Here is a 14,770-nt window from a genome sequence, read left to right on the forward strand (position 1 = left end):
CAAATAATGATTGGGATAGGTGTGATCGGGTACGGCTACTGGGGCNNCCCAAACCTCGTGCGGAACTTCGCGGAGACGCCAGGGGCGGAAGTCGTGGCGGTCTCGGACCTCGACCCCGCCAAGCTCGCGGTCGTCAGCCGCCGGTATCCGGCGGTGACGACGACGACGCGGTTCCAGGATCTGCTCGCCAATCCAAAGGTCGACGCGATCGCGGTCGCGACGTCGGTCGGGACCCATTTCGAGCTCGGCATGGCCGCGCTCAAGGCCGGCAAGCACCTCTGGATAGAAAAGCCTATGGCGGAGATGTCGCTTCAGGCGATGAAGCTCGTCGAGGAGGCGGATCGGCGCAAGCTGACGCTGATCGTCGACCACACCTTCATCTATACGGGCGCGGTTCGGAAGATNGGGGAGATCGTCAGGAGCGGCGATCTCGGGCGCATCTACTACTATGACTCGACGCGGGTCAATCTCGGCCTCTTCCAACGCGACGTCGGCGTGATCTCCGACCTCGCGGTCCACGATTTCTCAATCCTCGACTATCTCCTTGGAGAGTTTCCCGTCGCCGTCTCGGCGAGCGGCACGAACCACTTCCCCGGTACGCCGGAAAACTTGGCCTTCATCACGCTGTTTTACGACTCAGGCGTCATCGCGCATGCGAACGTCAGCTGGCTTGCCCCCGTGAAGGTGCGCCAGATCCTCGTCGGCGGCAGCAAGAAGATGATCGCCTACGACGACCTCGAGCCGAGCGAGAAGATCAAGGTCTACGACAAGGGCGTCAGTTTCACCGACGATCCCCAACAGATCCAGGAGATGCGTATCGGCTACCGGATGGGCGACATGTGGGCGCCGAAGCTCGCCTTGAGCGAGGCGCTCAGGGTCGAGAGTGAGCACTTCATCGATTGCATAGAGCAAGGCAAGCAACCGGAGACCGACGGCCGCCTCGGCGTCCGCGTCGTCGAGGTGATCGAGGCGGCCAATAGTTCGATGCGCGGTCGCGGCGAGACAGTCTACCTCCGGCAAGGAAGAGCGGCGTGATCCCTTTCGTCGACCTGAAGGCGCAGTACGCCTCGGTCAAGGACGAGGTCCTCCCGGCGATCGAGGAGGTGCTCTCGTCCTGTCAGTTCACTCTCGGCTCTGCGGTCGCGGCGTTTGAGAAGGCGTTCGCCGCCTATTGCGGCGTCGAGCACGCGATCGCCGTCAACAGCGGCACGAGCGCGCTGCATCTGGCCCTCCTCGTCGCCGGCGTCGGCCCCGGCGACGAGGTGATCACGACGCCGTTCACGTTCGTGGCGACGGCGGCGGCGATCCATTACTGCGGCGCGCGGACGGTGTTTGTCGACATCGACCCGCGCTCGTTCACCATCGATCCCAGTCAAATCGAGGCCGCAATCACGCCTCGGACAAAGGCGATCCTGCCGGTGCACCTCTACGGTCAGCCGGCCGACATGAAGCCGATCCTCGAGATCGCCCGCCGTCACGACCTCCTCGTCGTCGAGGACGCGGCGCAGGCGCACGGCGCCGAGTACGACGGCGTCCGCGTCGGCTCGCTCGGCGACATGGGATGCTTCAGCTTCTACCCGGGCAAGAACCTCGGCGCCTACGGCGAAGGCGGCATGGTCACGACCAACGACGCCGAGCGCGCCCGCGTCATCTGCATGCTCCGCGACTGGGGCGCCGAGCGGAAATATGAGCACGTACTGAAGGGCTACAACTACCGGATGGAAGGCTTCCAGGGCGCCGTCCTCGGGATCAAGCTGCGCCACCTGGAGGCCTGGACGGAGGGCCGGCGCGCGGCGGCCGCGCGCTACGATCGGCTCCTCGCCGGAAGCGGCGTCCCGACGCCGGAAGCGATGCCCTATTCGCGTCACGTCTACCACATCTACGCGATCCGCACGGCGCGGCGCGAGGCGTGGCAGGCCGCGCTCAACGCGCAAGGCGTCCAGACCGGCATCCACTACCCTTACCCGATCCACCTTTTGCCGGCCTACGCCGACCTTGGCTACAAGCGGGGACGGTTCCCCCACAGCGAGAAGGCCGCGGCCGAGGTCCTGTCGCTGCCGATGTTCCCGGAGCTAATGGCGGCGCAGTGCGAGACGGTGGCGGAGGCGGTGACGCGGCTCGCCCGCGCCGATCGACTGGTGGATCCGCTGTGAACACGGGACCGCAACCGTCCGCCGAGGCGGCGCCGCTCCTGATCTTTCCCTTCAACGGGAACGCGCTGGAGGCGGTCGACTGCCTCGGGCCCGCGCATCGGCTGGTCGCCTTTGTCGACGACACGCCGTCGAAGCGCGGGCCGACGGAGGTCGGGCGTCCCGTCGTCGGACGGGAGGCCCTCGTCGAGCACGCCTCGGCGGCAGTTCTCGCGGTGCCGGGGAGTCCCGCCTCCTATCGGGAGCGGCGACGGATCATCGAGGGGTTGGGCGTCGCGGATAACCGGTTCGCGCGCGTCGTCCACCCCACGGCGGCGGTTTCGCGGCTCGCCCGCGTCGGCTGCAACGTCCTGATCATGGCGGGCGTGGTGGTGACGAGCAACGCCGTAATCGGCGACCATGTCTGCATCCTGCCGAACACGGTCGTCCACCATGACGTCGTCATCGGCGCCTTTAGCCTGATCGGATCGAACGTAGCGATCGCGGGCGGCGTCCAGGTCGGTGAGAACTGTTACGTCGGCAGCGGTTCGAACATCATCAACGGCGTGGAGTTGGGGAGTGGCTGCCTGATCGGGCTCGGATCGAACGTCACCAGGAGCGTCGCCGCGGGGACGAGCGTCGCTGGCAATCCGGCGCGTCCGATCAAGAGCGGTCGTCACAGCCTCGACGTCCGCAACAATCTCTTTCTGTCGGAACGAAGTAGCCAATTGAAGCAGCACCCGCGCGAGTGAGTCGGAGGGCATTGCTCTCAACGTTGTATAAATATGGGTCGAGAGGAGACGATGTTTCGTACAAATGCGCAGGCAGTTCCCTTCGCTCAAGTCCAAGCACGTCGTCCATACGGCGGCGACATGCGCTTGGAGGACACGCTCTCCGCCGAATTGTTCTTGAGTCAGCTTCAGCGCGAGCGCCGACGGTCCGAACGGACCAAGGGTCCGCTTTCCCTCGCCGTGTTTCGTTACGACAGCGGGAACATCAACGAACTCGCGGCCGCCGACCGATTGGCGCAGCACCTCCACAGGATCAAACGCGACATCGATGTCGTCGGGTACATCGACGTCGGCACGATCGGCGTCATCTTGTTGGACACGAACGCCGAGGGCGCGCAGAGGTTTCTCCTGCGCCTCAGCACTCGGCTCAACGGGTTGCGATTCCTTGGCACCACCTTCACGTTTCCCGACAACATCTTCGACCGCCTGCTCTCCGGCGTCGACGCCTGTTCGCCCGAGCAGAGCATATTCTTCGATCGCACGAACGGGTGCCTGCAGGCCATCGCCAAGCGGCTGATCGACATCGTCATCGCCTCCACGGTGCTCGTCCTCTGCGCGCCGCTGATGCTGGCGACGGCGATCGCCGTGGCGATGACGTCGCCCGGCCCGGCCATCTTTCGACAAACGAGGCTGGGCAAGGACGGTACGCCTCTCGTCATGAACAAGTTTCGTTCCATGTATCAAGACGCTGATGAGAGGATCCATCGCGATCACGTCGCCAAATTGATCGGCGATGCCCCCGACGGCGAAGACGAAGCGAACGACAAGAAGACTTGGCAGAAGCTGGACAACGATCCCCGCATCACCCCGATCGGCAGGATCATCCGCAATTTGAAGATCGACGAGCTTCCCCAACTCTTCAACGTTCTGAAGGGCGATCTGAGCCTCGTCGGACCGCGGCCNCCCATTCCCTACGAGGTCGCTTTCTACCAGGCTTGGCACCTCGGTCGGATCCTCGCCGTTAAGCCCGGCATTACCGGCTTCTGGCAGATCGAGAGCGGGGGCAACGTCACATTCGACGACATGGTGCGCATGGATCTGCAGTACGTGGCGAACGCGTCGATATTGCTCGATCTGAAGATCCTCTACCGGACGGCGGCCGTCGTCGTTCGACGCGCGATCGCCTTCATTGTCTCTCCCGGCGCATTTCGGAACGGGTCTTGCTAGCCGTGCGCGCATCGAGAGGCCGTACAATGGCGGCCTTCGCCGCGTTTCCAACGTCCTCTCCGACGCTGATCGCGTTCCGCGTCGGCCCGGCGGACCTCGTCGCCGCGTCGGAGGCAGGCGCGATCGACGACGCCGGTCGCTCGCCTTTCCCGCAGCATCCGAGTATGGATCGGGTGCGAGAGGCAAACGGATCGGAGAGATAAAATGGATCTCAATGGCGCGAGCATTTTCGTCACAGGCGGCTGCGGGTTCATCGGGTCGACGACGATCGATCTCCTCCTGAAGGAGCACTTTCCGAGCCGCATCGTCATTCTCGACAATCTGGTGCGGGGCACGCTGGCCAATGTAAAGGACGCGCTCTCCGACCCGCGCGTGGAGTTGATCCGCGGCGATATTCGCGACGCCGCCGTGGTGGGAAGAGCGATCGACGGCGCGGACGCGGTTCTTCACTTGGCCGCGCTCCGCATCACCGCCTGCTCGGCCGANCCCCGCGAAGCGCTCGAGGTGATGTGCGACGGCAGCTTCAACGTCGTCGAAGCAGCGCAGCGCAGTGGGGTCAAGCGGGTCGTCGTCGCGTCGTCGGCGTCGGTCTACGGCCTGTCGAACTCGTTCCCGACGGAAGAGACCCAGCACCCCTACAACAATCGCACTTGGTACGGCGCGGCGAAGGTGATGCTGGAGGGGCTGTTGCGCGCCTTCAACGACATGTACGGCCTTCCGTACGTCGCACTGCGCTATTTCAACGTCTATGGCCCGCGCATGGACATTCACGGCAAGTACACCGAAGTGCTGGTGCGCTGGATTGAGCGGATCGAAGCTGGAGAGCCGCCGCTGATCCTCGGCGAGGGTGCGGACGCCATGGACTTCGTCGACGTCAGCGACGTTGCGCGGGCGAACGTCCTCGCCCTCGCGTCCGACGCGTCGGATGCGGTTTTCAACGTCGCGAGCGGGACCGAGACCAGTTTGAACGAACTGGCCGGCGTATTGCTCGCGGTCATGAGCTCCCAACTCCAGCCGATCTACGGACCGCAGCGGCAGATCAACGCGGTCTCCCGGCGCCTCGCCGACATCAGCAAAGCGGAGCGGATGTTGGGCTTCCGCGCGAGCGTCGGCCTCGAAGAGGGCCTGAAGCGGCTTGTGGCGTGGTGGCGCGCCCAGAAGAAGGCGATGTCNGTGCTGATGATTCCGATTGCGAAGCCGGCGTTGGGCGAACCCGAAGCGGACGCCGCGCGCCGCGTCATTTTGAGCGGCTGGATCACCCAAGGCCCTGAGGTCGCCGCGTTCGAGAGGGAATTCGCGGCCTTCGTCGGAGCTCGCCACGCGTGTGCGGTCTCCAGTTGTACCACCGGCCTGCATCTGGCGCTGATCGCCGCGGGCGTCGCCCCTGGAGACGAGGTCGTCACTGTCAGCCATTCCTATATCGCGACCGCGAACAGCGTCGCCTACTGCGGCGCGACCCCCGTGTTCGTTGACATCGACCCTGCCACCTTCAACATCGACCCGCAGTTGATCGAGAACGCGATCACCGCGCGCACGCGCGCAGTTCTCTGCGTCCACCAGATGGGCATGCCGTGCGACCTGCGGTCGATCATAGCGATCGCCCGCGCGCGCGGGCTCGTCGTCGTCGAGGACGCCGCTTGCGCGATCGGCTCGGAGATCCTCTGGGACGGGGCCTGGGAGAAGATCGGCAAGCCGCACGCTGACGTCGCCTGCTTCTCGTTCCATCCCCGGAAAGTCATCAGCACCGGCGACGGCGGCATGATCACGACTGGGCGCGCCGATTGGGACGCGCGCGCGCGACTGCTCCGCCAGCACGCGATGTCCGTGCCCGACACCGTCCGCCACGCGGCTCCGCGGGTGATCTTCGAGAGCTACGCGACGATCGGCTACAACTATCGGATGACGGACATCCAGGCCGCAATCGGACGCGAACAGCTTCTCCGCCTGCCGGCGATCGTCGCCCGCCGGCGGGCGCTCGCCGATCGATACCGCTCCTTGTTGGCGGACATTCCCGGCCTGCAGACGCCGATCGAACCCGAATGGGCGCGTAGCAACTGGCAGAGCTATTGCGTGCGTCTGCCAGCGGGGTTCGATCAACAGACGGTAATGCAGGCGATGCTCGACGAGGACGTCAGCACTCGCCGCGGCATCATGTGCAGTCATCGCGAGGAGGCTTGGCGGGGGTCCTCGCATCGCCCGCTGCCGCAATCCGAGAGCGCGCAGGACCATTGCGTCCTGATGCCGCTCTATCCGGACATGACGGACGACGATCAGGAGCGGACGGCCCTGGCGCTGGCGCGGGCCTGCGGTGTGCGATGAGCGTTCCGGCGAGCACCTCCTCCGAGCGGCCCGCGGCGCCCGTCGAGGAGCGCAGCTATCGCCAGATCTTGAAGTCCTCCGCCCTGATCGGCGGCTCTTCGGTCGCCGCCATCGCGATCGGCGTGGTCAGGACGAAGGCGATGGCGGTGCTGCTGGGACCCGCCGGATTTGGCCTGATGGGCATCTACAGCTCGATCACAGACTTGACGCGTAGTGTCGCCGAGTTCGGTATCAACGGCAGCGGGGTTCGTCAGATCGCAGAGGCGGTGGGCTCGGGCGACGAGGAGCAGATCGCGCGGACGGCTTTCGTGTTGCGCCGCACGGCGGTCGTCCTCGGCCTGATCGGCGCGGGATTGCTCGTCGCCTTCTCCGGACTGGCGTCGCAGTTGACCTTCGGCGACGAAGGGCGGGCAGGGGCGGTGGCTGTCCTCGGGCTCGCCGTCTTCTTCCGCCTCGTCGCCGACGGGCAGGGCGCGCTGATCCAAGGCATGCGGCGGATCGGCAATCTCGCGAAGATGGGCGTCTTCGGCGCGATCTTCGGCGCGGTCGCGAGCGTCGCCCTCGTTTACTTCCTGGGTGAAGACGGCGTCGAGTTCGCCGTCGTCGCGATCGCCGCGACCGGCCTTGCGTTCTCATGGTGGTACAGCCGCAAGCTCGAGGTCCGCACTCCGAAGATGTCCATCGCGGATGTGCGGGAGGAAGCGTCGGCGCTTCTGAAGCTCGGTTTCGCCTTCATGGCGAGCGGCATCCTGATGATGGGCGCCTCGTACGCCGCGCGGACCATCGTCCTGCGGATTGAGGGGCTCGACGCCGCTGGACTCTACAGCGCCGCCTGGACGTTNGGGGGCCTCTACGTCAACATCATCCTGCAATCGATGGGGGCCGATTTCTATCCGCGCCTCGTCGGCGCCGCAAACGATCATCCAAAATGTAACCGCCTCGTCAACGAACAGACGCAAGTCAGCCTGCTGCTGGCCGGTCCCGGCGTAATCGCGACGCTGACGTTCGCGCCGCTCGTCATTTCGCTCTTCTACAGCGCTGAATTTGCGGGCGCCGTCGAGTTGTTGCGCTGGATCTGCCTCGGCATCGCGCTCCGGGTGATCACTTGGCCGATCGGTTACATCATCGTCGCCAAGAACAAGCGGGTGATCTTCCTCGCCACCGAGGTCGCCTGGACGGTCGTCAACGTGGGTTTGACCTGGGCTTGCGTGACAGCGTTCGGCCTGAACGGCGCAGGCATCGCGTTCTTCGCCTCCTACGTGTTCCACGGGATTATGATTTCCGCCGTCGTCCGCGCGGTCACCGGATTTCAATGGAGCCGAGCCAATGTCCGACTGGCGTTGTCGTTCGGAGCGATAATCGCGCTCGTTTTCTCGTGTTTCTACGCCTTCCCACCGCTCGTTGCGATGGGCGTGGGTGTGGTCGGCGTCGTTCTCACGAGCGCCTACGCTCTGCGCGCCCTCCTCAGACTCACCGACGCCGACAGCATCCCCGATATGCTCAGGCGCTATCTTGGAAGAAGCGGAGCCAGGTCATGAGTTCCGTCGATGTCGTCGTCCCCTGCTACAAGTATGCGCAATTTCTTCCGCGATGCGTCGAGAGCATCCTCGATCAGGCGGGCGTAGACGTCCGCGTTCTCGTCATCAACGATGCATCTCCCGACGACACCTTTGACGTCGCGACCGCGCTCGCCGCCAAGGACTCCCGCGTCCACGTCTCGACCCACGAACAGAACAAAGGCCATATCCTCACCTACAATGAGGGCATCGAATGGGCGACTGCCGANCTTTTTTTGTTGCTGTCCGCCGATGANTTTTTGCTTCCTGGGGCTCTTTACAGAGCTATTACGCTGATGGAAAACCACTCGGACGTAAGTTTCACGTTTGGACGCGCTCTCGAGCTCGCCGACGATGGCGCAACCCGAAAGGTGACACCTATTGCGAACGGTCTTCAAAGCAACATGGACATCGTCTTGTCGGGGCGACGATTCATTCGAGCGTCTGGCCATCGCAACATCGTTCCAACGCCGACCGCTGTCGTCCGAACCTTCATGCAGAAAAAGGCTGGTGGCTATCGTCCCGAATTGCCTCATGCAGGCGACATGGAGATGTGGTTACGCCTCGCCGCGCTTGGTTCGGTTGGCTTCATAAAAGATTTCCAAGCTGTCTATCGGGTTCACCGTGGGAACATGTCTCTGGACTACTATAGAAATTCTTGGTTGCCGGATCTGCGGCAAAGAAAGGAGGCTTTCGATTTCTTTTTCCGCGAGTGCGACAAGGGCTTGCGAGCGCTGGACAGCCGCATCAGTTGGCTGCTTGGATGCCAAGCTGTTCGACACGCAAGCGCCGCCCTCGAGGAAGGAGCCCCCGAGACGAGTGACGAACTCGCGCGGTTCGCTCTCCGAACATCGCCAGCGGTCCGAGCGTCGTTGCCCTGGATCAAGTATTCGTGCAAGCGCGCGATCGGCGTTGAAAGATTGAAAACGGTACGAGGCATGCTCTCAGGTCGAAAGCGATAGAGTATTTGCTCGTGAATAAGCCCTTGATATCCATAGTCATGAGCGCCCGTAACTGCGTCACTTACGTTGAAGACGCACTCGATAGTATTCTGCGCCAATCGTTCAAGGACTGGGAGCTGATCGTGATCGACGATGGCTCTTCGGACGGCACGTCGAAGGTAATCGCGGCTCGTGGTCGCGCCGACAAGCGGGTGCGAGCCATCTACCAGGAAAGCCGAGGCCTCGTCGCGTCCTTGAACCGCGGCCTCTCGATGTCGCGGGGGCGATATGTGGCCCGGATGGACGCAGACGACATTTCGACGCTGGATCGCATCGAAAAGCAGGTCCTTTTCATGGAGCGAAATCCGCAAGTCGCCGCTGCCGGTGGGGCGGTGAAGGTCATCAACGCCACTGGCGACGTTGTCGGCCGAGAGCGCTTTCCGATCGCGAGCGCGGATATCGAGCGTATCTTGCTCGAGGGCGGATGCCCATTGTGCCATCCGACCGTTATGATGCGCGCCGACATAGTCCACACTTTGAATGGATATCGGTCGGTCGTGCGCCACGCGGAGGATTTTGATCTTTGGTTGAGGATGGCTGACCGGTTTGAGTTATCCAATCTAAGCGCCGAGATCCTCTTCTACAGGCGTCACACGGGTCAGGTCTCCGTGAGGCGATGCGGAGACCAAGCTCTTAGTAATCTGGCCGCTCGGGCGGCGACGGTGGCGCGGAGAAGCGGTCGCCCGGACCCACTTGACTGCATTGATGAGATCACGCCTGCTACTTTGAAGGCATTGGGCTTGAGTGAACCAGTCCAGAGGGCGGCCGTCAATCGGGCTAGTGTGGTTTGCATCAGCAGCATGATCGAGGCACGTGAATACACCTCCGCAGGCGAAAGGATCGGCGCTATGCTTGAAGACTTCGGGTCATGTTCGGCCGACCGCACCATACGATCTGATCTTCTTCTCTTATCGGCGCGCTTCCATCTTACCCAGGGAAAGTTGATCAAGGCATTCGCGAACTGGCTCCGAGCGCTGCGAACACGCCCGATCGTTCTTCTGCGTCCACTCAAGCACGTGATGAGCCTTTTAGGCTTATCGGTAAGATTTGACGTAGCAGTCGAGCAACTCGAAGTAGGTTTGGTCCGGCCGATCATTCGGCGACTGGTGCAGTGGTGATCGAGAGCTCAGGAATCCCCTCATTTTGAGTTTTGATACGGATCAATGGGTTGCTACGGATGAGCTTGGCGGCGGCGGTCGGTTATGCAGGGTGAGAGTAAGGTTTCGAGGGTTGGGGTGGGGAAGTGAACGGGGTAGCGCGTCCTGAGTTTCGTTTGACCGACGTTCGTCGGTTTCTTGATGGGGTTTTCGCGGGGCATGTTCACGCCAAACGGATCGCGTCGCTGGCCAACGGCACGCTGGGGGTGATGACCGGTGCGTCGCTGGCGGTTTCGATGATCGGCCATGCGTTGGCGCAGGCGCGGGGATTGCTGACCAAGCATGCGGTCAAACAGGTCGACAGGCTGCTGAGCAACGCCGGCGTCTCCGTCTGGGAGATGTTCGGGCAATGGGTTCCGGAGGCGGTTGGCGGCCGCAAGGAAATCGTCGTCGCCATGGACTGGACCGATTTCGACGCCGACGGGCAGGCGACGCTGGCGCTCAATCTGGTGACCGGGCACGGCCGGGCGACGCCGCTGTTGTGGCTGACGATGCTGAAGGCGGAACTGGCGGGCCAGCGCAACGCCATCGAGGATGCGTGTCTCGGCCGCCTTGCCGGGGTGCTGCCGGCGGCGACGACGGCGACGATCCTCGCCGACCGCGGCTTCGGCGACCGCAAACTGTTCGATTATCTGACGAAATTGGGCTTCGCCTATGTCATCCGGTTCCGCGGCGACATCCGCGTCGACGCCGCCGACGGAGAAAGCCGGGCGGCGGCCGAGTGGGTCGGCAAGGGCGGCCGGGCGCGCCATCTGCGCGGCGCCTCGGTCACTGCCGCCGCGCAACCGGTCGGCGCCGTCGTCTGTGTCCACGCCAAGGCGATGAAGGAGCCCTGGTGTTTGGCGACGAGCAAGGCAGACGCATCGGCCCGCGAAATCGTCAACCTCTACGCCAGACGCTGGACCATCGAGCCCAGCTTCCGCGACACCAAGGATCTGCGCTTCGGCATGGGGCTCGGCGCCGTGCGCATCGGCGATCCGCAGCGCCGCGACCGCCTGCTCCTGCTCAACGCCTTCGCCGTGCTGTTCCTCACCCTGCTCGGCGAGGCCGGCGAAGCGCTCGGCATGGACCGCCACCTCAAGGTCAACACCGCCAAACGCCGAACCCATTCCCTGTTCCGCCAGGGCTGCATGCTCTACGACCTCATCCCGGCCATGCCCGAACCCCGCCTCCGGCCGTTGATCGAAAGGTTCCTCGAAATGCTAAAAAACAAACCAATCACCGCCCAACTGACGAACATAGCTTAAATGAGGGGATTGATGAGGATCGAGAGGAGAGATCTATGACAGGATGTAGATGTGCGACCGGAAAGCGCGGGTTTAGAGCGCACGCTTGGCGCTTTTTGTCTTAGAGGATTGTCATGGAGTATGTCATACTACAGAGCATCAGAGGAAAAATGCGTCCCCTTCACGCAATCTCATGCTGTGGAATCGATATCGTATCGAAGGGACGGCTGCTGCGGACCGCGGAGATGTCCGACGAATACTGGTTGCCCCGCGCCTCCATTCCAGATCCAGGCGCACTGGTCGCCGAGCTGAAAAGGATCGGCGGTTTCGCGGATGTGTTCACCTTCACCCAAAAGGTTCCCGACACCGAGCCTGTTCACCCTTATCGCTCCCTCCGGGACAACGTTGCCGTTCTGCCGATCTCATCCTATGAAGCTTGGTTCAGAGAACAAATTCCGGCAACGACCAGACGTCACATCCGGGCGAGCGAGAAAAAGGGGGTCACCGTCGCCATTGCCGATTACGATGATGCCTATGTGGCGGGCATTATGTCGATCTACAACGAGACCCCCTTTCGCGCCGGCCGTCGCTACTGGCATTACGGCAAAGATTTTGATGCCGTCAAGCGCGAGAATGGAACGTATTGCTCGCGCAGTACCTATCTTTCTGCATCGATTGGCGGCGAGTTCGCCGGCTACCTGAAGATCGTCTGGGACGATCGCACCGCCGCAATCATGCAAATTCTTTCGAAGATCTCCGCTCGCAACAACAGAACGAACAATGCACTGATTGCGGCGGCGGTTCGTCAGTGCTGCGAACGGAAAGTGGAATACCTCTTGTACGAGAAGTACGATTATGGAAACAAGGCTGACGATTCTCTGACTCAGTTCAAGAAAAGCAACGGGTTCGTGCGCATGGACCTGCCGCGGTACTACGTTCCGCTGACGACGATGGGCGAACTCGCTCTGCGGCTGGACCTGCACAGGCCATTGGCCGAAAAGCTGCCCGAGTGGGCTCTGGCGCCCGCTCGCCGGCTGCGCGCCAAGTGGTGCGAGCGGTGCGCCGAGAGGGAGTCCGAGTTTCGCGGAGCATCCCAGGCTCATCCATGACGGCCCATGAAGGTCTCCTGGATGGTGTGACGCTGTATCGGTTCGCCCACATGATGAGGTGGTCGACCAGCGGCGGCGTCGAAAACTATTTGTTCCATCTGAACATCTCCTTNCTTCTTCAGCGCAACAAGATGAGGATCTTACAGACGTTCTTATCGCCTCCGGGCGCAAAGGACGAAGTCGTGACGGAGAAGATTGGGCGAGGAGAATTGATCTGGATCCCTTCGTTCATCAGCTACGAGACGTTGGATTTCTGGGGACGCTTGCGGCGGGCGAGAGCGACGCGCAAGATGCGATGTCGAACTGCATTCAAGATCGACCATCGGTTGCTGACCGAGATGCTGTCCTCCTTCGATGTGTCTCTTGGTGTTTTCCATTGGCTAAGTAAAGATTGCGAATCGGTCCTCGATGACCTCGTTTCGCGAGCCGTCCCTGTTTGTATCCTGAACCATTTCGCAAATGCTTACCTCGAAAGCCATTTGGCGAAACGGTGCGCGCTCAAGTGCGTCGGCGTCGGCGGGGTCACGGGGGTGGAGGCGCCGGCGTTCCTCGGCGATAAGTTCACGACGTTGTTGGACGGCATCAATGTATCTTTCTTCGATCCGGCGCGCGCGCAGCCCGTCGATTTCGCGCGCAAGTCTTTCGTGATCTTGTTGCCGGCCCGGATCAGTTGGGAGAAAGGACACATCGACGCCGTCCGCGCTCTTGGACTCCTGCGTCGCGGGAACATCGACGCCTGCCTCTTCTGTGCCGGACGCGACAGCTCTCCGGACTTCATGAGAAGTCTGAGCCGCGTGATTGAGAGGGAAGGCGTCGAGGACCGCGTCGCCTTTCTTGGAGAGCTCACCCCATACCAATTGCGGAATTGGTACGCGACCGCGGATGTCATAGTGTTACCGAGCCACACCGAAGGATTGAACAGGGTGCTGTTGGAAGCACAAGCGATGGGGAAGCCCGTCGTCACCTGCGACGTCGGTGGGTCCCGCGAGGCGGTGCGCGATGGTTCGAGCGGCATTTTGGTCGAGAAAGGCGACGCGCGAGCCCTCGCGGACCGACTTCTCGAACTCCTCGAAGATCCCGGTCGTCGAGAATCGATGGGACGAGTCGGAAGAGAGCACGTCATCGCTCGTTTTTCGCTGGGCCCTCTCGCCGAGCGCCATGAACAATTCTATCGACGTTTTGCGAAGATCGCGCCGATCGCGCCCGAGCCCGCGCTCGGGGTTTCTCGATCTCGGGGCCAAGTCTCGTAGCGGAGCGTCTCTCGTCTCGAATGCTTGCTAACTTGACTGGGAGGATTGATGACATCTGGCAGGCGAGCCGTGGTCACGGGCGGCGCCGGCTACATCGGCAGTCACGTCGTTTTGGCGCTCGTCGAAGCGGGTTGGGACGTCGTCGTCGTCGATGATCTCTCGACCGGGCGACGGGAGGCCGTGCCGCCGATGGTCACGTTCGTCCACGGCGACGTGGGCGATTGCTCGACGATCGAGGCGGCGATGGCTCGGCATCGGCCGCATGCGGTGCTCCACTTCGCCGGTTCGATCGTCGTCACCGAGTCAGTCGCCGACCCTCTCAAGTACTATCGAAACAACACTGCGGCGAGCCGAACCGTCATCGAAGCGGCGAACGCGTTCGCGGTGAAAGTCTTCATCTTCTCCTCGACGGCGGCGGTTTACGGCGCACCCGACGGGATCGCGGTCGCCGAAGACGCTCCGACCGAGCCCATCAACCCCTACGGCAGGTCGAAGCTCTTCACCGAGATGATCCTCCGAGACGTCGCGGCGGTGACGCCCATGCGATACGTGGCGCTGCGTTACTTCAACGTCGCCGGCGCGGACCCGAAAGGTCGCGCCGGACAGACGTCCCCAGGGTCGACCCACCTGATCAAAGTCGCCTGCGAAGCGGCGCTCGGCGTGCGCGCCGATCTGGAGATTTACGGCGACGATTACCCGACGCCTGACGGCACCTGCGTTCGCGACTTCATCCACGTCAGTGATCTGGCGGACGCCCACGTTCTGGCGATCGAATACCTCCTCGGCGGCGGCGAAAACGCCGTCCTCAACTGCGGCTACGGTCACGGATGGTCCGTCAAGACCGTGGTCGAGATAATCCGGTGCGTGGCGGGCGTTCCTTTCGAGGTGCGCATCAAGGGACGGCGCCCCGGCGACCCTCCGTCGCTGGTGGCCGACCCTTCGAAGATCCGATCACGGCTCGGTTGGCGGCCGAAGCACGACGACCTTCGCTTCATCGTCGAGAGCGCGCTTGCTTGGGAGCGCACTCAGCTCATCTCGCGCGGCGGGTGACCTCTCCTGCGCGCC

At 62.8% G+C, this 14,770-nt stretch carries 12 protein-coding genes; all 12 read left to right on the forward strand.

Annotated features, from left to right (window positions below):
• Positions 1-6 precede the first annotated feature (6 nt).
• The 12 genes from HQ394_RS13130 (at position 7) to galE (ending at position 14,755) form a co-directional block, all read left to right on the forward strand.
• On the forward strand, positions 7-1,035 hold the full coding sequence (locus tag HQ394_RS13130) for a Gfo/Idh/MocA family protein (RefSeq protein WP_190260608.1): 1,029 nt from the start codon (positions 7-9) through the stop codon (positions 1,033-1,035).
• Positions 1,032-2,153 carry a DegT/DnrJ/EryC1/StrS family aminotransferase gene (locus tag HQ394_RS13135; RefSeq protein WP_190260609.1) on the forward strand — a complete coding sequence of 374 codons (1,122 nt, stop codon included), beginning with the start codon at positions 1,032-1,034 and terminating at the stop codon, positions 2,151-2,153. Before HQ394_RS13130 ends, HQ394_RS13135 begins: the two co-directional genes overlap by 4 nt.
• Positions 2,150-2,881 (forward strand): acetyltransferase, encoded by a 732-nt coding sequence (locus HQ394_RS13140; RefSeq protein WP_190260610.1) that lies wholly within the window; start codon positions 2,150-2,152, stop codon positions 2,879-2,881. The genes HQ394_RS13135 and HQ394_RS13140 overlap by 4 nt, the downstream gene beginning before the upstream one ends.
• Positions 2,882-3,001: 120 nt before the next feature.
• The gene (locus HQ394_RS13145; protein ID WP_456151610.1) at positions 3,002-4,087 is read left to right on the forward strand and encodes a sugar transferase; all 1,086 of its coding nucleotides are present in this window, start codon (positions 3,002-3,004) and stop codon (positions 4,085-4,087) included.
• Between the two features lie 204 nt (positions 4,088-4,291).
• Positions 4,292-6,406, forward strand: a complete 2,115-nt coding sequence (locus HQ394_RS13150) for an aminotransferase class V-fold PLP-dependent enzyme (protein WP_190260612.1) — start codon at positions 4,292-4,294, stop codon at positions 6,404-6,406.
• On the forward strand, positions 6,403-7,944 hold the full coding sequence (locus tag HQ394_RS13155; protein ID WP_190260613.1) for an O-antigen translocase: 1,542 nt from the start codon (positions 6,403-6,405) through the stop codon (positions 7,942-7,944). Before HQ394_RS13150 ends, HQ394_RS13155 begins: the two co-directional genes overlap by 4 nt.
• A complete protein-coding gene (locus HQ394_RS13160) occupies positions 7,941-8,924 on the forward strand; it encodes a glycosyltransferase family 2 protein (protein ID WP_190260614.1) in 984 nt (327 codons plus the stop codon). The genes HQ394_RS13155 and HQ394_RS13160 overlap by 4 nt, the downstream gene beginning before the upstream one ends.
• A gap of 38 nt (positions 8,925-8,962) precedes the next feature.
• Entirely contained in the window at positions 8,963-10,081 is a 1,119-nt protein-coding gene (locus HQ394_RS13165; protein ID WP_190260615.1) for a glycosyltransferase, read from the forward strand.
• A 155-nt stretch (positions 10,082-10,236) separates the two neighbouring features.
• A complete protein-coding gene (locus HQ394_RS13170) occupies positions 10,237-11,367 on the forward strand; it encodes an IS4 family transposase (protein WP_190260092.1) in 1,131 nt (376 codons plus the stop codon).
• Between the two features lie 224 nt (positions 11,368-11,591).
• Complete coding sequence (locus tag HQ394_RS13175) at positions 11,592-12,455, forward strand: Rossmann-fold NAD(P)-binding domain-containing protein (RefSeq protein ID WP_190260616.1); 864 nt, start codon at positions 11,592-11,594, stop codon at positions 12,453-12,455.
• 338 nt (positions 12,456-12,793) lie between these two features.
• Complete coding sequence (locus tag HQ394_RS13180) at positions 12,794-13,705, forward strand: glycosyltransferase family 4 protein (protein ID WP_456151611.1); 912 nt, start codon at positions 12,794-12,796, stop codon at positions 13,703-13,705.
• 48 nt (positions 13,706-13,753) lie between these two features.
• A complete protein-coding gene (gene galE / locus HQ394_RS13185) occupies positions 13,754-14,755 on the forward strand; it encodes a UDP-glucose 4-epimerase GalE (protein WP_190260618.1) in 1,002 nt (333 codons plus the stop codon).
• Positions 14,756-14,770 lie beyond the last annotated feature (15 nt).

It is taken from the genome of Defluviicoccus vanus (assembly GCF_014672695.1).
GTDB classification, from domain to species: Bacteria; Pseudomonadota; Alphaproteobacteria; order Rhodospirillales; family Defluviicoccaceae; genus Defluviicoccus; species Defluviicoccus vanus.